Annotated in this window: 17 protein-coding genes; 10 read left to right on the top strand and 7 right to left on the bottom strand. The window is 75.2% G+C overall.

Annotated elements, in window-relative coordinates; translation table 11 throughout:
- Positions 1–34: 34 nt before the first annotated feature.
- Both ACH4B3_RS21275 and ACH4B3_RS21270 read left to right on the top strand, forming a co-directional pair.
- Positions 35–1,363 (top strand): CAP domain-containing protein, encoded by a 1,329-nt coding sequence (locus tag ACH4B3_RS21275; protein ID WP_398464828.1) that lies wholly within the window; start codon positions 35–37, stop codon positions 1,361–1,363.
- A 164-nt stretch (positions 1,364–1,527) separates the two neighbouring features.
- On the top strand, positions 1,528–2,289 hold the full coding sequence (locus ACH4B3_RS21270; RefSeq protein WP_398464826.1) for an N-acetyltransferase: 762 nt from the start codon (positions 1,528–1,530) through the stop codon (positions 2,287–2,289).
- A 129-nt stretch (positions 2,290–2,418) separates the two neighbouring features.
- Here the strand turns inward: ACH4B3_RS21270 and ACH4B3_RS21265 are convergent, their stop codons facing one another.
- Positions 2,419–2,574, bottom strand: coding sequence for a hypothetical protein (locus tag ACH4B3_RS21265; protein ID WP_398464824.1), 156 nt, complete (start codon positions 2,572–2,574; stop codon positions 2,419–2,421).
- Positions 2,575–2,874: 300 nt separating this feature from the next.
- Here ACH4B3_RS21265 and ACH4B3_RS21260 point away from each other — a divergent pair, with 300 nt between their 5' ends.
- From ACH4B3_RS21260 to ACH4B3_RS21250, 3 genes are all read left to right on the top strand, one after another.
- Complete coding sequence (locus ACH4B3_RS21260) at positions 2,875–3,714, top strand: maleylpyruvate isomerase family mycothiol-dependent enzyme (RefSeq protein WP_398464822.1); 840 nt, start codon at positions 2,875–2,877, stop codon at positions 3,712–3,714.
- 334 nt (positions 3,715–4,048) lie between these two features.
- Positions 4,049–4,654: a helix-turn-helix domain-containing protein gene (locus ACH4B3_RS21255; RefSeq protein WP_398464820.1), complete on the top strand. Its 606-nt coding sequence runs from the start codon at positions 4,049–4,051 to the stop codon at positions 4,652–4,654.
- A gap of 94 nt (positions 4,655–4,748) precedes the next feature.
- On the top strand, positions 4,749–5,267 hold the full coding sequence (locus tag ACH4B3_RS21250; RefSeq protein WP_398464818.1) for a GNAT family N-acetyltransferase: 519 nt from the start codon (positions 4,749–4,751) through the stop codon (positions 5,265–5,267).
- 49 nt (positions 5,268–5,316) lie between these two features.
- On the opposite strand, the gene ACH4B3_RS21245 is transcribed toward ACH4B3_RS21250, so the two are convergent.
- A complete protein-coding gene (locus ACH4B3_RS21245; RefSeq protein WP_398464816.1) occupies positions 5,317–6,282 on the bottom strand; it encodes a LysR family transcriptional regulator in 966 nt (321 codons plus the stop codon).
- 506 nt (positions 6,283–6,788) lie between these two features.
- Here ACH4B3_RS21245 and ACH4B3_RS21240 point away from each other — a divergent pair.
- Positions 6,789–7,754, top strand: a complete 966-nt coding sequence (locus ACH4B3_RS21240) for a nitroreductase/quinone reductase family protein (protein ID WP_398464814.1) — start codon at positions 6,789–6,791, stop codon at positions 7,752–7,754.
- A gap of 37 nt (positions 7,755–7,791) precedes the next feature.
- On the opposite strand, the gene ACH4B3_RS21235 is transcribed toward ACH4B3_RS21240, so the two are convergent.
- A complete protein-coding gene (locus ACH4B3_RS21235) occupies positions 7,792–9,918 on the bottom strand; it encodes a glycosyltransferase family 2 protein (protein ID WP_398464812.1) in 2,127 nt (708 codons plus the stop codon).
- A 102-nt stretch (positions 9,919–10,020) separates the two neighbouring features.
- Positions 10,021–12,243 carry a CDP-glycerol glycerophosphotransferase family protein gene (locus tag ACH4B3_RS21230; protein WP_398464810.1) on the bottom strand — a complete coding sequence of 741 codons (2,223 nt, stop codon included), beginning with the start codon at positions 12,241–12,243 and terminating at the stop codon, positions 10,021–10,023.
- A 443-nt stretch (positions 12,244–12,686) separates the two neighbouring features.
- On the opposite strand from ACH4B3_RS21230, the gene ACH4B3_RS21225 reads away from it, so the two are divergent.
- The 3 genes from ACH4B3_RS21225 to dhaL all read left to right on the top strand — a co-directional run bounded on the left by ACH4B3_RS21225 (position 12,687) and on the right by dhaL (position 15,177).
- On the top strand, positions 12,687–13,175 hold the full coding sequence (locus ACH4B3_RS21225; RefSeq protein WP_398464808.1) for a peptidylprolyl isomerase: 489 nt from the start codon (positions 12,687–12,689) through the stop codon (positions 13,173–13,175).
- 281 nt (positions 13,176–13,456) lie between these two features.
- Positions 13,457–14,560, top strand: a complete 1,104-nt coding sequence (locus tag ACH4B3_RS21220; protein ID WP_398464806.1) for a dihydroxyacetone kinase subunit DhaK — start codon at positions 13,457–13,459, stop codon at positions 14,558–14,560.
- Positions 14,482–15,177 (top strand): dihydroxyacetone kinase subunit DhaL, encoded by a 696-nt coding sequence (gene dhaL / locus ACH4B3_RS21215; protein WP_398464804.1) that lies wholly within the window; start codon positions 14,482–14,484, stop codon positions 15,175–15,177. Before ACH4B3_RS21220 ends, dhaL begins: the two co-directional genes overlap by 79 nt.
- Here dhaL and ACH4B3_RS21210 read toward each other — a convergent pair.
- Positions 15,105–15,983, bottom strand: a complete 879-nt coding sequence (locus tag ACH4B3_RS21210) for an HAD family hydrolase (RefSeq protein ID WP_398464802.1) — start codon at positions 15,981–15,983, stop codon at positions 15,105–15,107. The genes dhaL and ACH4B3_RS21210 overlap by 73 nt on opposite strands.
- 267 nt (positions 15,984–16,250) lie before the next feature.
- Positions 16,251–17,171 (bottom strand): ScbA/BarX family gamma-butyrolactone biosynthesis protein, encoded by a 921-nt coding sequence (locus tag ACH4B3_RS21205; protein WP_398464800.1) that lies wholly within the window; start codon positions 17,169–17,171, stop codon positions 16,251–16,253.
- Positions 17,172–17,284: 113 nt separating this feature from the next.
- Between ACH4B3_RS21205 and ACH4B3_RS21200 the strand changes: the two genes are divergently transcribed.
- Positions 17,285–17,923 (top strand): ScbR family autoregulator-binding transcription factor, encoded by a 639-nt coding sequence (locus tag ACH4B3_RS21200; RefSeq protein ID WP_398464798.1) that lies wholly within the window; start codon positions 17,285–17,287, stop codon positions 17,921–17,923.
- Positions 17,924–18,156: 233 nt separating this feature from the next.
- Here the strand turns inward: ACH4B3_RS21200 and ACH4B3_RS21195 are convergent, their stop codons facing one another.
- Positions 18,157–21,378: an amidohydrolase family protein gene (locus tag ACH4B3_RS21195; protein ID WP_398464796.1), complete on the bottom strand. Its 3,222-nt coding sequence runs from the start codon at positions 21,376–21,378 to the stop codon at positions 18,157–18,159.
- Positions 21,379–21,540 lie beyond the last annotated feature (162 nt).

Raw genomic sequence — 21,540 nt, 5'->3', positions numbered from 1 at the left:
GGGCGAGCGGGGGGGGACGACGAAGGTGGTGGACGTGACGGAGCTGGTGGCGGGCGGCAACACGGTGCTGCCGGACGGTGAGCTGTCCCTCCGGGTGCCGGGCCCCTTCGACCTGTCGGTCCTCGTCACCGGCGACGACGGCCGGGTGGCGGGCGACGGCGACTTCGTGTTCTTCAACCAGCCGGTGGCGCCCGGCGCACAACTGCGGGGCGACACCGTGACCGTGCGGCCGGCGCGGCTGCGCCCCGGCGCGACCCGGGTCACCGTGGTGGCCTCCCCCGCCGAGCCCGGGGTCGCGCTGGGCCGGCTGCCGGTGCCCGCGCTGAGCGTGCGACGCGCCGACGGGACGCTGGTCGCCCGCTTCGCCCCGCCGCGGCCCGCCCGGGAGACGGCGCTGCTGCTGGCCGAGATCTACCGGCGCGGCGACCGGTGGAAGCTGCGGGCGCTCGGTCAGGGCTACGCCGACGGTCTGGCGGGCGTGGCCCGCGACTTCGGGGTCGACGTCGTGGACGACGGCGGAGCCCCGGGCGGCGGGCCGCGGGGGCGGGGCGCGGCGCCCGGCGCCGCCGGGCCGGCCGCGGGGGCGGCCCAGGACGGCTTCCTCGGCGCGGTCAACGCGGCGCGCCTGCGCTTCGGCACACCGCCGGTGGCGCTCGACGCACGGCTCATCGCCGCGGCCCAGGCCCATGCCGAGGCGATGGCGCGGCGCGGCACGCTCGGTGCCGTGGGTCCGGACGGCACGTCGGTGCACGACCGGATCGCCGCCGCCGGGTACGGCTGCCTGGGCATAGCCGAGCACCTGGTGTCCGGGCCGCGGACGGCCGCCGAACTGGTGGAGTTCTGCCTGGCCGAGGAGGGGCGGGGCGACCCGTTCCGGGACCACGGGGTGGTCCACGCGGGCATCGGCCGGGCGGTCCGGGACGGCTCGGGCGACCTCTACTGGACGGCGCTGTGGGCCGCGCCGTTCTCGGCGGCGGGGCTGGCCCGGACGGCCGCGGAGGTGGTCCGGCTCACCAACGAGCACCGGGCCGCCGCCCGGCTCGCCCCGCTCGCGCCCGACGCCGGGCTGACCGCCGCGGCGCAGGCGCACAGCGCGGACATGGTCGGCCGGAGGTTCTACGCGCACACCAGTCCGGAGGGGAGCGAGCCCTGGGACCGGGCCGCGGCCGCGGGGTGCGCGTTCCGGGGCATCGGGGAGAACATCGCCTGCGGCCAGCGCACCGCCGCCGAAGTGGTGCGGGGCTGGATGGACAGCCCCGGACACCGCGCCAACATCCTCACCCCGGACTTCACCCACATCGGGATCGGCTATGCGGTCGGCGCCGCCGCCGGGACGTACTGGACACAGCTGTTCGGCCGGTGACGCCCCGCCGGCCGCACCGCACCGCCGAGGACGGGCGGGCCGTCCCCGACGTGCGCCGCCCGGTCCCGGTGCGCCCCGCGGGGCGGGCGCGCACCCCCGCGGATCGCACGGGTGCACGGGAAACATTTGGCTTGATCACGCCGGGTGTGGCAGCGTGCGCCACCGTGACAGACATCGACACCATCGAGATCACCTCGCTCGCCGACCGCCCGGGGCTGACCGGGCGGGTGTACGAGATCGCCGACACCTGGCCCGCCTTCATCGCCGCCGAACCGGTCGCGAACGCCCTGCTGAGCCGGGTGCCGGCGGAGTTCCCCGAGTTCTGCGTGGTGGCCACCGAGGGAGACCGCGTGGTGGCGCGGGGGTTCAGCGTGCCCTTCGACGCCGGGCTCGACGGCCGTGAGGAGATGCCCGACCAGGGCTGGGACCGCGTGCTGGGGTGGGCCTTCCAGGACCGCCACCGCGGACGTCCGACGACGGTCGCCAGCGCGCTGGAGATCACGGTCGACAGCGGGCACCTCGGCCGCGGCCTGTCCCACCGCATGCTGGCGGCGATGCGCGACGCCGTCGCCCGGCAGGGCCACCCGGTGCTGCTGGCCCCGGTGCGCCCGACGGCCAAGCATCTGCGGCCCCGCGTCCCGATGGACCACTACGTGCGCGAACGGCGCGCCGACGGGCTGCCGGCCGACCCCTGGCTGCGGGTGCACGTCAGGAGCGGCGGAACCATCGAGAAGGTCGCCCCGGCGTCGATGACGGTCAGCGGCTCCCTGGCGCAGTGGCGGCGGTGGACCGGCCTGCCCTTCGACCGGGACGGCGATGTGGAGGTACCCGGCGCCCTGGTGCCGGTGCACTGCGACACCGCACACGACCACGCGGTCTACGTGGAGCCCAACGTCTGGGTACGGCACGGCGCCCGGCCGGCCTGAGGCCCCCGGCCGACGGGGCCGGGGCGCGGGGGGCGCAGCGCGCCGGGGCGGGCCGCCCTCCCGGCGGCCCGGACGGTCGGCCGTCCGGGCGGCAGCCGCGCTCGTGGTACCTCTCCCTCCCCGGCGGCCCTATGTTGTGAACGGGCTCGGGGCACGGAAGTCCATCGCCCGTTCGACCTCCCTCAGGGTCTTCTCCGCCGTCTGCCGCACATCGGCGGGTACGTCGCCGCGCTCCGCCACGAGCCTGGCGTAGATCGGCGCGTCGGTCTGCTCGGTGGAATGCATGTCAGGGTCCTTCCCGTATCGGCTGCTCACGGTTTCCCGCCGAGGCCGGAAACGGTGAGCGAGTGTACGGGGCAGGACCGCGCGGCGCGCGTCGGCATCAGGCCTTCGACCGGCCGCTGCGCCGGGTTCCGGGCCCCCGGGCGCCGCGGCGGCCCGATCGGGGGCCTCGGCGGAGTCCGGTGTGCCGGAGATCACGCCCTGTCCGACGGTGCGTCACCCCTTCGCCGGGGCCGCCGCGGGCGGGCCGGGCAGACCCGTCCGCGGCACATGGCGGCGGGACCGCACGGGAAGAGTGGGGGCATGGACCACCTCCCGGACTTCCGCCGCGAGATCCTGGCCTTCGAAGCCGCGGCCCGAACCGCCGCCGAGGCGCCCACCGGCGGGGCGCCCCTCGTCCCGTCGTGCCCCGGCTGGTCGGTGGCCGATCTGATCGGGCACCTGGGCGGGGTGCACCGGTTCGTCGCCCACGTCATCCGCGAGCGGATGACCACACCACCGGACACCGTGGCCAACCTGGTCGCCCGGACACCCTCCCAGGACCTGGACCTCACCTTCCTGGGGCTGCCGGCCGACACCGAGGGCTGGCCGAGCCCGGAACTGGCTCCCCACCGGGGGCCGGTACCGGCCGGGCTCATCGACTGGTTCCGCGACGGGGCCGCCGCACTGGAGGCGCTGTTCCGCAGCCGCCCGCCGGACGAGACGGTGTGGACCTGGTCGCGGGAGCAGACCGTCGGCTTCTGGCTGCGCGTCCAGGCCATCGAGGCGGCCGTGCACCGCTGGGACGCCGAGGCCGCGACCGGCACCCCCCGGCCGATCGACACCGGCCTGGCCGCCGACGCCGTCACCCACACCTTCGAGGTGATGGCACCCGCCCGGCGGGCGTGGACCCAGGCCCCGCCCGGCTCCGGCGAGCGGTTCCGGTTCCGCCGCACGGACGGCCCGGACGTCTGGACCGTGCGGTTCGACGGCGATGAGGTCCGGTCGGACGACAGCACCGGCCCCTGCGCCGTGGAGCTGGCCGGCACCGCGTCCGACCTCATGCTCTTCCTGTGGAACCGGATTCCGGCCGACCGGTGTGCGTCGCTGCGCGGGGACCGGGCCGCACTCGACCACTACTTCACCCTCGTCCCGCCCGTCTGACGCGCCGGACCGCTTTTCCCGTCCGCTTTTCTCCCACCCGACCGCCCATTGCTCTCCCACCCGACCGCCCATTGCTCTCCCACCCGACCGCCCATTGCTCTCCCACCCGACCGCCCATTGCTCTCCCGCCCGGCCGCCGGCTCCAGTCCCGCTCGGCCGCCCATTGCCCTCCCACCCGGCCACCTGCCTTTCTCCCACCCGGCCACCCGCTTTTCTCCACCCGGCCGCCCATTGCTCCTCCGCCCGGCCGCCCGGCCGTCCGGCTTCGTCCCGGCCGCCACCGCGCGGCCACCCGCTTCCAGCCGTCTCCCATATGTGGGATAGCATCTCGAATATGAGAACGACCGGGGAGGGACAGCCCCCGCAGCACCGCGCCGAGGACCTGGCCGGCATGGACGCCCGGCTCGCGAACCGGCTCGCCGAACTGCGGGCGGCTCGCGGCTGGTCGCTGGACGAGCTGGGGCGCCGCACGGACATCAGCCGCTCGACGCTGTCCCGTCTGGAGCGGGCGGAGATCAGCCCGACGGCGACGCTGCTGGGCAGGCTGTGCGCGGCGTACGAACGGACGATGTCCCAGCTGCTGGCCGAGGTGGAGTCCGAGCCGCCGCAGTTGGTGCGGGCCGAGCGGCAGGCGGTGTGGCGGGACGAGACCTCCGGGTTCGACCGCAGGTCGGTGTCCCCGCCCCACCCCGGGCTCCGCGGCGAGGTCGTCGAGGGCATCCTGCGGCCCGGCGCGGACATCTCCTACGACGGGCCCCCGGTGCCCGGCCTGGAACAGCACATCTGGGTGCTGGAGGGGGTCCTGGAGGTCGCCGTGGGCGGTGCCGTCCACCGGATCGGGGCCGGGGACTGCCTGCGGTTCCGCCTCTGGGGCCGGTCCCGGTTCCGCTGCCCGGAACCCGATCCGGTCCGTTACGCCCTGCTGATCGTCCTGCCCTGAGCGACTCGACGGCCCGCACTGCCGGTCGACGGTCCGCGGCCCGACGACGAGCGGCGGACTCATCCCGAAAGCGGCACCAAGAAGGAAGACACCCGTGCACACCATCACCCGCCTGTCCGCCGACGACTTCCCCGGCAGCGTGCCGGGCCTGGCCGGCCTGCTCTCCGACACCGTCGCCGACGGCTCCTCGCTCGGCTTCGTCACCCCCTTCGACCGGCAGGCGGCGGCCGCCTGGTGGCACGCCCGGCAGTCCGCCGTCGCCGACGGCAGCCTGTGCGTCTGGGCGGCCCACGGCCCCGGCGGCGTGGCGGGCACCGTCAGTCTCACCCTGGAGTACAAGCCCAACGGCCGGCACCGTGCCGAGGTGGTGAAGCTCATGGTCCACCGCGACGCCCGCGGGCAGGGGCTGGGCCGGGCGCTGCTGAGCACCGCCGAGCAGGCCGCCGCCCGCGCCGGGGCGACCCTGCTGCTCCTCGACACCGAGACCGGAAGCACCGCGGAGAACCTCTACCAGGCGTCCGGCTGGACCCGCTACGGCATCGTCCCCGAGTACGCCGCCGACCCGGCGGGGACGCTGCGGGACGGCAGCTTCTACTACAAGCAGCTCGCCTGAGGGAACCGGACGGCGGGCCCCGGCGCGCGGCCGGACGACCCGCCGCCCGCTACCAGTCGCGCGCGGCCTCCAGCAGGCGGTCCCGGACCCGGGTGAGGTGTGTCCCGGCCGGGGAGCCGGGGCGCTGGACGAGGTAGCCGGTGTTGATCGGGGGGTCCTCCGGCTCATGGAGCGGCACCAGCGCGCCGGAGGCGAGTTCGTCCTGGCACAGGTAGCGGGGCAGCACGGTGAACCCGGCGCCCCCGACGACCGCCGCAAGCACCCCGCGCAGGTCCGGGACGGTGAGGGCGGCCTGCCCGGTCAGGCGCCGGCCGAAGACGTGCCGCCAGTAACGGCGGGCGATCGGCAGGTCCTCGGCGTAGCTGACGAGCGGGACGCCGTGCAGCACGGCGGGACCCGTGGAGCGCAGCCGCTCCGCTCCGCCGATCCGCTCGGCCCAGCCGGGGGCGGCGACCAGCACGAACTCCTCGTCCATCAGCGGCACCGCGGTCAGCGCCCGGCCCCGGGGCCGGGTGGTGGCGATGACCAGGTCATGGCGGCCGGCACGCAGTTCCGCCAGCAGCCGGTCGGTGAGACCGGTGGCGACGCGCAGCCGCACTCCGCTCCGCACCAGGGGTGCCAGCGCGGGCAGCGCCCGCGCGCACAGCAGCTCGGCCGGGCCCGCCAGGTGCACCGGCTCGTCGGGGTCCGCGCCCGGATCACCCGCCCTGGTGACACCCGCCAGGGCGTCCAGCGGGGCGGCCACCCGGGCCGCCAGCTCGTCGGCGTACGGGACGGGCGCGACGCCGCGCGGCAGCCGCTGGAACAACTCCCTCCCCAACTGCCGCTCCAGCACCCTGATCTGGGTGGTCACCGTCGGCTGCGACACTCCGAGGAGGTGTGCGGCGGCGGTGAAGGAGCCGGACCGGTGGACGGCGAGGAACGTGCGGAGCAGGTTCAGGTCCGGTGGTCCCGCGGCGGGCGCCCGCCACACCTCCTCCGGCCCCCCGGCATCCTCGTCGGTCACCCGGCCCATCCTAGGCGCCGCCCGCCGACCGCGGTCGGGGCGGCGGGAGCCCCGCGGCGGCCGGGGATTCGCCGGGGCGGGAGCGCGGTCCGGGCGCGCCGCCCGCCCGGTCGCCTCGCTCACCCGGCGTTGACAGTCGTGATCACCACGGCTCTAATGGGACCGCGTGCCGCGTGGCACCGGCCGAAGAGCAGTGGGCGGGCCGGTGACCGGGCGAGCACCCTTCACCCAAGGACCTGCCGTGAGCGATTCCTCCGCACTGCGCGCCTGACGTCCGCGCGCCCGCGTCCGGCACCGCCCGGCCCGCGCGTGGTGCTCCGCCCCTGTGTGCGGCGCGGTTCCGCGGCGCGGCCCTCCCGCGCCGTCCCCGCGTCCGCACGCCGCGGCATCGCGCCTGCCGGACGGGACCGGTCGCCGTGCGCCGTGGCGCGCCCCCTTGCTTCCGCTTCCCCGCGTGTCCGCTGCCCTGCGTGACGGGTCGCGGCACGCCGTTCCCCCTGGAGATCCGACACCGTATGTCCATATCCTTCAACCGCCAGGTCATCGACGAGTTCCGAGCCCGCGCGGGAAAGGTCGGCGGGCCCTTCGAGGGCGGCGACCTCCTCCTGTTGACCACCACCGGCGCGAAGTCCGGCCGGGAGCACACCACTCCGCTCGGCTACGTCCGCGACGGCGGTCTGCTGCTGGTCGTCGCGTCCAATCTCGGTGCCCCGCGCCACCCCGCCTGGTTCCACAACCTGCTCGCCCACCCCCTGGTCCGGGTGGAGCTGGGCGCCGGGTCCCACGAGGCGGTCGCGGTCCCCGCGGAGGGCGCCCGCCGGGACGAGCTGTTCGCCCGCGTGGTGCGCGCCGAGCCGGGCTACGGCGAGTACCAGAGCCGGACCAGCCGCACCCTGCCGGTCGTGGTGCTGGAGCGCCCCGCCGCCGAGGCGGAGGCCCGGGCCGCGGTGACCCCGGCCGCGGCGGGCACCCTGGCCGGCAAGCTGCTGGAGGTCCACGGCTGGCTGCGGGCGCAGCTGCGCCAGGTCCGGGCCGAGGCGGACGCCCATCTCGCCGCGCGGGCGGCCCACCGGGGTCCGGGAGAACCTCCGGCGGCCGGCCTCGGGTTCCAGATCCGGCAGCACTGTCTGGCCTTCTGCGACACCCTGGCGTTCCACCACACCGGCGAGGACGCCCATGTCTTCCCCGCACTGGCGGCCCGTCACCCGGAGCTGCGGGACGCCCTGGAGCGGCTCGGCACGGAGCACCGGGCGGTGGCGCGGCTCAAGGACGAGCTGGTCGCCCTGCTCGCCGGGATCGACACCGTGGAGCCGGTCCGGTTCCGTGCCGCGCTGGACCGGATGGCGGAGCGGCTGACGGAGCACCTCGACCGGGAGGAGGAATGGCTGCTGCCGGTGCTGTCCGCCATCCCGTTCCCGCCCGGCCGGGCGCCCGCCCCGCCCGCCCCGGAAACCGGGCCGGGGCGCCGTCCGGACGCCTGACCGGGACCGCCGCACCGCGGCGGGGCGGGGCGGCGGGTCAGCCGGCCGCCGCTCGGCGCACCCGCGCCCACCGCCGCCGGACGCCCTTGACCAGGTCGATCGGGGCCACCTCGAACACCAGCGTGCCGGGCCGACCGCGGGTCAGCGGGCGGGCGCAGTACGGGCGGCCGAGGCGGAACCACCGGGTGCCCGGCAGTCCGTCCGGGCGCGGCACCGGGGCGCCGCGGCAGGACCCGTCCGCGCCCGGCAGGGCCAGGGTCACCGTCCAGCGCCCCGGGCGCAGGGCCGGCAGCGGCAGCCGGGCGGTGAACGCGGCCGGACCGTCCGGCGCGGGCCGGACCGGTACCTCGTGGGTGGCGCCTGAGCCGTCCTCGACGGCGCGCAGCAGCAGGTTCCCGCCGTCCTCCGGGGTGCCGTCGGCGGGCCGGGGCCGCGCCGGGCCGGTGAGCCGTCCGGCGACCACCAGGGTGCCGCGCGCCTCGCGGTCCCAGCGGACGCCGGTCACCCGGCAGGGGGCGGCCGGTGGGGCGGGCGGCGGGCCGCCGACGCGGAGGGAGAAGTTCCCGTAGGGGGTGAAGAACGGGGTCACGGTGGTGGGGCGGGTGTCCGGGCCGGGGTCCAGGGCGGCCGGCGGCGGTGGGGTGCGCTTCCCGTCGGGGCCGGTGGCCGCCTGCCGGAAGCGGACGGTGCGGCTGACCCCCTGGGCCCGCACGTCGAGGAAGAGGTCCCAGATGCCCGCCTCCGGGGGCGCGCCGCCGTCTGCGGTACGGAGGTCGAGGTCGACGGTGAAGCCCGCGTCGGCATGGTCGCCGTCGCGCAGGTCCCCCGGGGCGGGGCCGGGCGTGGTGCGCACCCGTATGTCGGGGCGGTCGGCGTCCCGCAGGCGCAGGATCATCTCGGTGCCGGGATCGACGGTCGCCACGTGCTCGAGGTACCCGTGGCCGGTCACCCGCAGCACCCCGTCCCGGTGCCACCGGGCGGTGCCGAAGCCGTGGTGCACGGGGACCCGGTCGGTGACGTCGAAGCAGTCGTCGGGGATGCCGGCCGCCGGGTCGCGGAAGAACGGGTGCAGCCAGTAGACGCGTCCCTTGTCGACCAGGCGCCCGCGCCGCTCGTCCTCCCGGGCGTTGCGCACCACGGTCATCAGGTCCTCGAAGCGGTCGGCGCGGAGCAGGTGGATCAGCAGGCGGTCCCGGGCCTCCAGCTGCCGGCGGACCCCGTCGGTGGCCCAGGTGCGGGCCCAGTACCGGAACTCGGGGTAGAAGCGGTCCCGGGCGTCCTGTTCGCTCTCGCGCGGCAGCAGGGCGCGCAGCGGGCCGCACAGCTCCCACTCGACGTGGCGGCGCATGATCTGGTCCCGGCGCGGCCCGGGCTCCAGGTAGCGGGCGACGGTCTCGAAGCACAGGCGGCTGCCGTCCATCCGGTGCGCCAGATCGGCGGCGACCAGGGTGAGGTTGTTGCCGTTCTCGCGGTTGCGGACGTAGTAGCAGTCGTAGTCGGCGACGACGGATATGCCGTCGGCGTTGAGGTAGGCGGCGGCGGTGAAGGGCTTGTCCTCGCAGTTGCGGTAGGGCGGGAAGCGCAGCCGGAGCCGTTCGACGAGGGAGCGGCGGAACATCTTCCACGGTCCCAGGGTCCGGTAGGCCGCGGAGGAGAAGATGTCGGTACGGGGCTGGTTGTGCCGGAACACCGCGGTGGGTACGGCCCGTCCGCCGACCGAGACCATCCTGCCCAGCACGATGTCGGTGCCGTTGTCGTCGGCCATCGCCACCATGCGGCGCAGCGCGTCCGGGCCGAGGTAGTCGTCGGAGTCGAGGAAGAAGACGAAGTCGCCGCGGGCCAGGTCCAGTCCGGTGTTGCGGGGCCCGCCGGCGCCGCCGGAGTTGGCCTGGTGGACGACGCGGAGCGCCGGGCATCCGGCCGCGAGCCGGTCCAGTTCCGCTCCGGTGCCGTCGGTCGACCCGTCGTCGACCGCGATGATCTCGATCCGGTCCAGCCCGAGGGTCTGTTCCGTCGCGGAGGTGATGCACCGGGTCAGCTCCGGCATCGCGTTGTAGGCGGGGACGATCACGCTCACCCGGGGCGGGCGGCCGGCGGTGGCGTCAGCGGCGGGGCCGGGGGCGGGCGCCGGGTGCGGGGTCGGCGCGCCGGGGGTGGCGGTCATGGCGGCTCCGGGTCGCGGGAACGGGTACTGCGGGCGGATGTCCTTCGGTGCGGACGGGCAGGCCGGACGGGCCGGACGGGCCGGACGGGTGGAGCTGAGGATCTACAGGGCCACCGGTTCCCTGCCGTCCCGCCGTGGTCCGGGGCGGGGTTCGGCGGCCGGCTCCGGGTCCTGCCCGAGCATCAGGGTGCGCACCACCCGCTCGGCGGCGTGCCCGTCGTCGAAGCGGCAGAAGCGCTCCCGGAAGGCGGCGCGCGCGGCGGTGGCCTCGGGCCCGCACCAGCTGCCGTCGCGGAAGACGGTGATCAGTTCGTCCTCGGTGGTCGCGACGGCGCCGGGGGTGTCGCCGGGGCGGCCGGAGAGCAGGTCGAAGTAGACGCCGCGGCTGGCCCGGTAGGCCTCCCAGTCGTCGGCGTAGACGACGATCGGCCGGTCCAGCAGCGCGTAGTCGAACATGATCGACGAATAGTCGGTGAGCAACGCGTCGGCGGCCAGGCACAGCCGCTCCACCGACGGGTGGCCGGACACGTCGACCACCGCGCCGGCGTCCTGGAGCCGTTCGAGCCCCGGGCACCGGCCGTAGGAGTAGTGGGCCCGCACCAGCAGCACGGTCCGCGGGCCGAGGGCGCGGCTGAGCCGCTCCAGGTCCGGTTGGGGCAGGAAGCCCTTGCGGTAGTCGCGGATGGTGGGGGCGTACAGGATCGCGGTGTGCCCCTCGGGGATGCCCAGTTCGCCGCGGATCGCGGCGACGTCCTCGGGGGTCGCGGAGAAGAACACGTCGTTGCGCGGGTAGCCGTACTCCAGGATCCGGTACGAGCCGGGGTAGACCCGCTCCCACACCTCGCTGGAGTGCTGGTTGGTGGAGAGCACGTAGTCCCAGCGGTCCACGCGTTTGAGGAGGTTGCGGAAGCTCATGCCGTTGGCGGCGGCCGGGTAGCGCTGCTGGTCCAGGCCCATGCACTTGAGCGGGGTGCCGTGCAGGGTCTGCAGGTGCACGGTGCCCGGCCGTTTGACGACGTCGTTGGGGAAGTTGGCGTTGTTGACGAGGTACTTGGCCCGGGCGACGGTCCGGTAGAACTTCCGGGTGCCCGGGTGGACGTACGCCACGCCGTCGGGCAGGGAGTCGAGCTGGGACTTGCGCACCACCCAGACCCCGCGGATGTGCGGTGCCAGCTCCCGCGCCTTGTGGTAGATCGCGCCGGGGTTGCACAGCACCCCGCGGTCCCAGTAGGCGGAGTAGACGGCCAGGCCGGGGTCGATCGGCCGCCGGAGGTGGAACCGGTACAGCAGCCGCTTGGCCCGTGCGGCCAGGCGCCGCCGGACCGTCCGCTTGAGCCTGCGGGCCGCGGCGCGGGCCCGGGTGACGGTCTCGTGTGCGCGGTGGCGTGCGAACCCCCCGCGGGCGAGCGCCTCGAAGCCGGACCGTTCCTCGGCGGGCGGGGTGAACCCGTCCGGTACGTGCGTCCGGTACCAGGCGGCGGCCTTGGCGAAGTACCGGCGCCGGTCCGCCGCGGCGACCCGGGACCGGCGTTTGAGGCAGAACAGGAAATGGTGGACGGCGCGTTCGAAGAGCAGCGGCCGCAGGGGTTCCAGGTGCGGCTTGTCGTCCAGGAAGGCGAAGAGCCGGGTGTACTGGTCGAAGATGCGGAAGTGCTTCTCGCCGGGGCTGCCGGTGCTGGCGCCGGTGCGCCGCTGCCGGTACTCCAGGCCGACCAGGTCCACGCAGGCTATTCGCCTGGCGGTCAGCATGGTGGTGTAGGAGATCAGGGCGTCCTCGTAGATGCCGTCGGTGAAGGCGAACCCGTGGCCGGTGTAGAAGTCGCGCCGGTACACGCGGTTGGACGACATCGCGAAGAGGCGGAGGAACTCCGGCCGGTCGAGCACGGAGAAGACGTCGGTGCCGGCGGACCGCAGCAGGTCGCCGAACACGCTGGGTTCGGCGCGCTCCCACCAGTAGGTGCGCACATGGTCGAAGTAGAGGATGTCCGGGTCGTGATTGAGGTCCAGCCGGTCGGCGAGTCCCCGCAGGGCGCCGGGGGCGAGGGTGTCGTCGCCGTCCAGGAAGAGCAGGTAGTCGCCGGTGGCGTGGGCGACGCCCGCGTTGCGGGCCCGACCGGGGCCGGAGTTGACCGGCTGGTGGACGGGGACGACCCGGGGGTCGCGGGCCGCGTACTCGTCGATGATCGCGCCGCAGTGGTCGGGCGAGCAGTCGTCGACGGCCACCACCTCGATGTCGTGGAACGACTGGGTGAGCGCGGAGTCCAGACAGGCGCGGAGGTAGCCCTGCACCCGGTAGGCGGCGATGACGACGCTGAAACGTGGCATGGCGCTCCTCGGGTTCGGTACGGGCGGGCCGCGGCGGGCGGCCCGGAGCGGAGCGCGAACGCGCCCGGATGCATGCTCACTATAAGGCGATATGCCGGAATCAGCCCGATGAGTCGGCTTCCTTCCGACTACGCGGAGTCAGCGGCGGCACTCCCCCGCCACCGCCGGCCGCCGGGCACCGGAGCGGCCCGGACCGGTCCCCGCCCGGTCCCGCGCAAGCACCGGTCGCGACGGCGCGGCCACGGCCGGCGACGCCCCGGCGGCCAGCCGCCGCACGACACCCGGGCGGGGCCGTCCCCGGCGGCTGACCGGTGTCGATCTCCATGGGTAGTAGGATCCGAGGTCGGCCCGGTGCCGGGCGTCTCGCCGTGTCGTGCCGACAGGGCGTGGACCGGACAGGCCGCGACACGATCACGATCAGTAATCCTCTTGGGAGAGCACAGATGGTAGATGTCCTGCTGACGACCAGCCTCGGCGAGATCCAGGTGAGCCTCGACGAGGACAAGGCCCCCATCACGGTGCGGAACTTCCTCTCCTACGTGGACAGCGGCTTCTACAACGGCACGATCTTCCACCGTGTGATCCCCGGCTTCATGGCGCAGTGCGGCGGCTTCACCGAGGACATGCAGCAGAAGAAGACCAACGAGCCGATCCGCAACGAGGCCGACAACGGCCTGCTCAACACCCGCGGCACGCTGGCCATGGCCCGCACCGCCGCGGTGCACTCCGCCACCGCGCAGTTCTTCGTCAACGTGTCGGACAACGACTTCCTCAACCACGGCTCCCGGGACTTCGGCTACGCCGTCTTCGGCAAGGTCGTCCAGGGCATGGACGTCGTCGACAAGATCGTCGCCGTGAAGACCTCCACCAGCCGCGGCATGCAGGACGTGCCGGTCGAGCCGGTCGTCATCGTCTCGGCGCAGCGGGTCTGAGCTCCGCTCGTCTGCACGCGATCCGCATCGCACCGGTCGCCGGGTGGCGGCCCCCGCGGTGCGGATCGCGCGCTTTCCGGCGGGCCGCGCCACGGCCGCCGGTGGTCCGGCCGGCCTTCGGCCACGGCCGCGGGGCCGGCCCGGCCCGGGAGCGGGCACGGCCCGAAGGGCGGTCGCGCCGGACGCCCCTGAGTTGCCGTGCGCCGGGGCCGAGCCCACGATGGCGTTACGACGGCACCGGTCTCACGAGCTCTGCGGTACCGATGGACTCAGGAGCGACCATGGCCTTCTACTTCGCCAACGCACCGGATTCGCTGGTCCCGGATGCGCTCGCCGGATTCGCCCAGGCCCATCGGGGCGCGGTCATCTACGACGCGGAACACGGCTTCGTCCGGACCGCGCGGAGTTCCCCGGCGCGCCGGGTCGGCCTGCTCTCCGGGGGCGGTTCCGGCCATGAGCCGCTGCACATCGGATTCGTCGGCGAGGGCATGCTCGACGCGGCCTGCCCCGGGCTGGTGTTCGCCTCCCCGCACAACCGGCAGGTCTTCGAGGCGTCCTGCGCCGTCGCCCGCGAAGAGGGCGTGCTGCACATCGTCAAGAACTACACCGGCGACAAAATCAACTTCGGCATCGCCGCGGAGCGGCTCGCCCACCGGGGCATCCGCTGCGCGCGGGTGCTGGTCGACGACGACCTCGCGTCGGAGTCCGACACGGTCGCGGTGGGCCGGCGCGGCACCGGGGCGACGGTACTCGTCGAGAAGGTCCTCGGCGCGGCCGCGGACCGCGGACGCGATCTGGACAGCCTCGCCGCCCTGGGGGCGTCCCTCGCCGAGCGGTCCCGCAGCATCGCCGTGGCCTCCGGGGCGCACACCGTGCCGGCCACCGGCCGGCCCGCCTTCGACCTGTCCCCCGGCCTGCTGGAGTTCGGCGTGGGGCTGCACGGCGAGCGGGCCGACCGGTCGGTGCGGCAGCAGCCGCTGGCCGACCTGGTGACGCGGATGACCGACGCGATCGGCGCCTCCGCCGGGCTGGTCCGCGGCACCTGGCTGATCGCCCTGGTCAACGGCCTGGGTTCGACCACCCGGCTGGAGCTGTACGCGATCCTCCACGAACTGACCGAGGCACTGGAGCGGTACGGCGTGGTGCTGGTCCGCAGCCTCGTCGGCGACTTCGCCACGTCTTTGGACATGCGAGGTTTCTCCATCTCTCTCCTCGCGGCCGACCCCGAGGTGGTCGAGCTGTTCGACGCGCCCGCCGCCGCGCCGGCCTGGCCGGGGCGAGGAGACCGGCGACAGGAGCTGCCACCATGGAGTTCGACGGGACGTTCACCCGCGGCTGGATACAGCGCTTCGCGGACTCTGTTTCCGCCACTGAGCCCGAGCTGACCGCGCTGGACCAGCGCGCGGGGGACGGTGACTTCGGCACCAACCTCCGCACCGGACTCACCCTGGCCGTCAAGGAGTTGCACTCCCTGCCGACCGGCCCGCTGCCCGCGGCCGCGCCACTGGAGGCCACCGCCCGGGCCTTCCTCGACGGGGTGGGCGGCACCAGCGGCCCGTTGTTCGGGCTGCTGTTCCAGGAACTCTCCGCGGCCGTCGCGGAAGCCGGACCGGTCCTGCGGGTCACCGCCCTGTCCGCCGGAACCGCCGCGGGGCTGGCCGCCGTACAGCGGGTCGGCGAGGCCGTGCCGGGCGACAAGACGCTCGTCGACGCGCTCGCCCCGGCCGCCCGGGAGCTCCAGCGCTTCGCGCCGGCCGGGCGGCCGGACCGGGCCCTGGCCGCGGCCGCCCGGGGCAGCTGGCAGGGGGTGCAGAGCACCACCTTGCTGCGGGCGCACCGGGGCCGGGCCAGCTACCTGGGTGAGCGGGCGTCAGGGGTGCCGGACCCCGGAGCGGTGGGCGTGGCGCTGCTGTTCACCACGGCCAACGCTCACGTGTCCTCCCTCAGCTCGCGGTTGGCGGGTCCGGACAGCGATCCGGGCCGGGAGCAGGCCCCGTTGTGATCCGGCGCGGGCCGGTTCTCGGACGGTGACGGCCCGCCGGGGGCGGGCACCTGGGCCCCCTCCGGGGCGGTGCGCCGGCCGTTCGGCCGGGGTGCGCCGCCGTCCGCCGCGTCCACGAGCGCGCCCCGGGGTGCTCCCCGGCTCCGCGCCCAGGCGACCAGTCTGGGGTCGTCCAGTGCGCCGACCCACAGGTCGGCCAGCGCGATCTCCTCCTCGCCCGGGCTCCTGCCGACGCCCAGGGTGCGCAGGCCCGCCCGGCCCGCGGAGGTGAGCCCGCAGGCGGTGTCCTCCACGGCGAGGGTGTGCCCGGGGTCGGCCCCCAGCCGCCGGGCGGCCTCCGCGTACACGTCGGGATGGGGCTTGGGCGAGATGCCCTGGTCCGGCACCACCACGTGCCGGAAGTGGCGTCTGACGCCGATGGACTCCAGGCAGAACTCCACCACGTCGGCAGGGCAGTTGCTGGCCACGGCGAGCGGGGCGAACCTGCCGGCCTCGGTCACCAGCGCCACCGCCCCGGGGGTGGCGGTCGGCTGCTGGGCCACCAGGTCGCGGAAGGCTTCCAGCAGTTGGCGCGTCATCATCTCGGTGAGTTCGGTCCGGTTCGCGACGCGCGCCATGAGCGCCCCGCATTCGGTGTAGTGCAGGCCCTTGGAGGCGGCCGCGAAGCGGGCGTCGGGCGTCACGCCGTGGTCCTGGAGGACCATTTCCCTCGCCTGCTCCCAGTGCCGCTCGGTGTCCACCAGGGTTCCGTCGCAGTCGAAGACGATGGCTTCAGGGGTCCAGTCGAGAATACGGTGATGTGTCATGTACCCACCATTCTGGTCGCTGGGGCGAATGCCTCGGAACCCGCGTTTCCATCGACTCACGGCGTCCGGCGCACTCGGGGAGAACGTCCCGGCGCGGAGCGTCCGCACGTCACGGCATCCGACATCTCCGGTCGGGTCCGGGCAGGGGCAGGTTCGGCTCCGGACGGAGATTCTTCGACCGTCCCGGAGCGAAACATAATGAACGTTACGTCAGCCCGCGGGTCCCGTGTGACTTTTCCTCTGCAATGCGTACATGTGGGTGACAACTCAGCTGTATCGCAGCACCCCGACGGCCGTGTGCGTATCGCCCTGGCGGAATCTGAAGACTCCGGTACGACCGTGCAACAGACATTCGACGCGCGCGGGCGGAGAATGTTCGGTAAACCGCAGCGCTTTCATATGACAATACGTCGGACGGGTATGACGGCCGCCGCTCTCCAGTGCCACCGCCTGCCGGGCCGCCTCCAGCAGCGCCATACCCGACACATGGTCCGTCCCGTGGTCGAACAGGAAGGGGTGCCGGTGGTCGGCGGGGTCGACCACCGGCCCCGCGCCGCCCAGCGCCAGCACCACGTCGGCGGCCGACTCCAGCCCCAGCAGGGCCGGTTCGGGCCGGGCCAGCCGCCCCGGCGGGCGGACCACCGTCCGGGTCCCCGCCCGCAGCGCGGCGTACGGCTCCGCGCCGAGGAACCGCGCCCCGCCCGCACCGGACGCGAAGACGGCCTCGCCGGCCAGGTACCGGACCCGCATCCGCAACCCGGACACCAGGCCCGACTCGCGCGAGGTACGGACGTCCTGGACCCACGCCTGACAGGTGATCTCGCTCGCCCCGTACCGCACCCTGGGCTCCGCCACCGGGTCCAGCGTGAACGCCAGATCGGTGATGAGGAAGCGCGCGGTGGGCGGCACCGCGTAGTACCGCAGCGGGATGTAGATGCCGAGCTGGCGCATGGTCTCGGCGACCATCCAGGGGCTGTGCCGGTCGTCCCGGCCGCGCGGGAAGGTGGGGTGCGAGCGCGCCCAGGAGGCCGCGGCGAGGAAGTGCCCGGGGCCACGACGGCACACGTCCGTCAGCAGGACCTCGGCCACCGAGGCGCGGTGCACCAGTTCCCGGTCGACGGTGCGGGACCAGCTCAGCGAACCCGACCGCGGTTCGTCCGCGGCGCACGCCTCCACGACATCATTCATGAAAGAAAGGCAATAGCACTATTGCCGAGCGCGCATGCCTGAGCATCACGACCGGGCGGCGACACCAGTAGATTCCCCCCGACAGCCCACACGCGAAAGGCGAGGGAACGTACGTGCAGGAGCGGGCAGAAGCGACGCGGAGAGCCCTTCTGGAAGCGGCAGCTCAACTGTTCTTCGAACGGGGGTACGTAGCGACCAGTATCAGCGACATCACCGAGCTGTCGGGCCGCACCAGTGGAGCCATCTATTTCCATTACGGCAACAAGGAACAGCTCGCCCTGGCGGTCGTCCAGGCGCATTTCGCGGCCTGGCCCGAGGTGATCGCGCGGCACGATTCGGCTCCGGTGCCGGCGCTCGAACGACTCGTCCGGCTGAGTTTCGCGGTGGCGCGCCAGTTCCGTGACGACATCCTGGTCCGGGCCGGGGCCCGGCTGTGGACCGAGCGCAAGGCCATCGCGGTGACCATGCCGACCCCGTTCATCGACTGGATCGACACCGTCGAGCGGATGCTGACCCGGGCGAGCGCCGCCGGCGAGCTCGCCGCCCACACCGATCCCGCGAGGGACGCGCGCAGCCTGGTCGCGGCGTTCTTCGGCCTGCACACCGTCTCCGACGCCCTGGACAGCCGGCTGTTGATCGAGGACCGGCTCGCCGATCTGTGGCTGCTGCTCCTCCCGGCGCTCCAGGCGTGCCCGGCGGCGGAGCACCTGCTGCGCCGGGCCCGGGACCCGCTGCCGGCACCACTCGGCTGAGCGGGCGCCCGCAGCCCGGCGCGGCCCGCGCGGCGGGCGGGCCGCGCGGCGGGCGGGCCGCGCCGGGGTCCGCCCGGCCGGTCCGCACCGCCCGGCCGCGGGCCCGCCCGGGTCGCCGGCCGCGGGACACCGGGAGGGCTCCCGGCCCGCGCGGTTCCGCCGGCGCCCCGCGCCCCGGCCCGGCGCCGGCCGGCCGGCGACAGCGGGCCGGCGGCGGACCGGCCCGGGGCGGTTCAGCCGCCGGTCTCGCAGCAGCTGTCCCGGCGCAGCGTCCGGCCCACCTCCAGCCACCGCCGCGCCGCCGCACCGCGTACCGCGCCACCGCCCGGGAACGCCCCGACCAGCTCCCGCCGCTCGTACCGGGTCCCGGCGCGCAGCACGGTATCGGTCCGCACCAGCGTGTCGAAGTCCTCGAACGGGTCGCCGTCCACCACCACCAGGTCCGCGACCTTGCCCACCTCCAGGGTGCCCAGGTCGCGGTCGGCGCCGAACACCCGCGCCGGGAGCACCGTCGCGGTGCGCAGCGCCTCGGCCGCGGTCAGCCCGTACCGGTGCAGCGCCCGCAGCGCCAGGTGGAGGTGGAGGCCGACCGGGACCAGCGGGGCGTCGGTCCCCAGGGCCACCAGTCCCCCGCCCGCCAGGATCCGCCGGTAGACGCCGATCTCCCGGCGCACCGTGGCCAGCTGTGCGTCGGTGGGCGGCGTTCCGGCGGTCCGGCGGACGAACTCCGCGTCCCACGGCGGCATCAGCCGGGTGACCCGCTCGTCCCGCGCCAGCGCCGGGTCGGCCCCGAGCAGCGGCAGCGCCGTGAACGGCGTGGCGATCAGGTGGAAGTCGGTGGCCGGGCCGCCGGGCCCGCCGGTGCCGGTGTAGATCTCGGTCAGGTCCTGGTAGGCGTGGCCGGCCGCGGAGGTCGCGTGCCCGTACTCCAGTCGCTGGGTGGCCTGCAGATGCGTGGTCAGGTCCTGGCCCAGCTGGACGCCCGGCGAGCACAGGTGGCCGCCGCTGCGCACACCGAGCCGCTCGTGGGCGAAGCGGGCCGCCTCCTCCATCACCCAGCCGGGCGCGCGGACGTACGTCTTGACGAAGTCCCAGTCCAGCGCGGCGCCGCGGGCCAGGGAGCGGCGCAGTCCGGCGCGGGTCCGGTGCGCCCGGCCCATGCTGTAGGCGACGCGTGGTCCGTCCAGCAGTTCGCCGCTGGTCAGCAGGCGGGGGCCGGCGAGCGCTCCGGCCGCGACCGCTTCCCGGATCCGGGCCTGCTCGTAGGAGAAGCCGCCGAGGGAGACCGCGGTGGTGATGCCGTAGGCGAGCTGGAGCGCCGTCTGCCGGCCGCCGTAGGTGTACTGCCAGGGGTGGGTGTGCGCGTCCCACAGGCCCGGCAGCACGGTGCGGTCCGCGGCGTCGATCCGGCGGGCCGCGGACCGCCCGGCCCGGTGCGGCTCGACGGCGGCGACCCGGCCGCCGCGCACCAGGACGTCCACGTCCTCGCGGGCCCGGTCGCCGGTGCCGTCCCAGAACTTCCCGGCGTGCACGACGGTGTCCGGCGGGGTCGGCCGCCGGACGTCGAGCGGGACGCGTACGGTGCGGGCCGTGCCGGCCGCGACGTCCAGCAGCCGCAGCCGGCCCGCCGACAGGTACAGCAGGTGGCGGGAGTCCCCGGACCAGGAGGGGTGGTCGGCGGCCTCGTCGGTCAGCCGGCGCGGTGCGCCGTCCGGTGTGCCGTCCGGCCGCACCGGCAGCAGCCACAGCGCCGACTCCGCGACCACCGCCAGGTGCCGGCCGTCGGGCGACCACACCGGCCCGCAGTCGTAGCGCTCCGAGAGGGACAGGTGCGGGGCGAGCGCGTGCAGCCGGTCCGTGCCGTCGGCGGCGTCCACCACCCGGATCAGGTTGTACCCCTCGCGGAAGCGCTGGTTGAGCCGGTTGCGGTCGCACAGCGCGAGGTGGCGGCCGTCCGGTGACCAGCTCGGCCGACCGGGCAGTCCGCCGCCGGCCAGCGGCGCCGCGAGTACCCGTTCGCGGCCGGTGGCGAGCTCCCGGACCAGCAGGTTGCCGGAGACGTCCAGGCAGGCGAGGACGGTGCCGTCCGGGGAGAGCGCCGGGTGCACCCGGCCGCCGGCGGCCAGCACGGTCTCCGTGCCGGAGTCCAGGTCGTGTCGGCGCACCGCGAGCAGCCCGTCGCGGTCGTCGGCGTACACCAGGCCCGTTCCGTCCGGTGTCCAGCTCGGCGCGAGTAGATAGCGCGTGGGGTCGGCGCGTACCACCCGGCGCGGCGCGGCGCCGCCCGCGGTGTCCGCGACCCACAGGGAGTTGAGCGCGGCGAAGGCCACCCGCCGGCCGTCCGGTGAGAGGGCGGGGAGGTGGATCGCGCGGACCGGCCGTACGCCGCCGATGCCGGTGTCGTACCGCTTGCAGGGGTAGCGCGGGCGGTCGACCGGGAGGACCGCCCGGAACGGGATCTCCTCCGCGGTGCCGGGGGCTGCCGGCCGGACGATGCGGAACTTCCCGTCCACCGTCAGCAGCAGCTCGTCCGGGGAGATCCAGCGCGGCGGCACCGGTAGTACGTCCCCCGGCACCGGGACCGCGGCGCCGTCCACCACGAGGGTGCAACCGGCCGCGGGCGCCGGAGTGGTGCGCAGATAGGCGAGCCGGCCGGCGGGCGACACGGCCGGCACCATGACCTGCGCGGCCGCCGTCTCGGTGTGCTCGACCCGTACCGGCCCGCTGCCGTCGGCGGCCACCGAGGCGATGGTCCGGGCCTCCAGCGCGGTCCCGGCCGGCGCGGCCCGGACGAACAGCACCCGCTCGCCGTCCGGCGACCACACCGGGTCGAAGTCCTCCCAGGCGCCGTCCTGCAGCGGTCCCTCCTGGCCGGGCAGCCCGGTGAGCCGGGTGAGCCCGCCGCCGGCCAGGTCCAGCACCCAGATCCGGTAGGGGCTGCCGGCCACCGGGTCGCCGCCGCGTTCCGAGGAGAAGGCGATCCGGGTGCCGTCCGGTGACCAGGCCGGGCCCCGGTCGTCCCAGGGGCCGTCCGTGCGCTGCCGGAGGTCCGATCCGTCCGGCCGCACCGTCCACAGGTGGAAGCCGCCGCCCCGGTACGCGCAGAGCGCGATGAGTGCGCCGTCGGGTGCGAAGACCGGGCGGGCGGGTTCCAGACCGGGCGGGGTGAGGGCGGTGGCGTCGCCGCCCTCGCGGGGGACCGACCAGAGCACGTTCTGCACCTCGGCGACCAGCCGGTCGCCCGAGGGGGCGAGGGTGGCGGCGCCGTTGGTGGCGGCGGTGAAGGACAGCGTGCCGCGGCGGCGCGGGGCGGCGACCGCCGCGTCCAGGGGCAGGGCGGCCGTGCCCGCCACGGCGGCGGTGCCGGCGGTCACCTGGAGGAACCGGCGGCGGGAGACGGCCGGGACGGTGCCGGGGCGGTGGGGGTCTGCTGACGGGGTGCCGGTGGGCTCCAACGGTTCTCCTGGGGCACGAGGGGGCGCGGGCAGGCCGACGGGCGCGCGGCCGGGCCTGGTGGGCAAAGGCCGGGCGGACGTGAGGGCCGGGAACGGAACGGTCCGTGGGGCGGGTGTGGCGCAGTGGGTGCCTACCCCACGCACCCCGCGCCGCAACCCGGG

The sequence above is a fragment of the Streptomyces sp. NPDC018031 genome (genome assembly GCF_044327625.1).
Lineage (GTDB): Bacteria > Actinomycetota > Actinomycetes > Streptomycetales > Streptomycetaceae > Streptomyces.
This window is presented reverse-complemented; position numbering and strand designations above follow the sequence as displayed.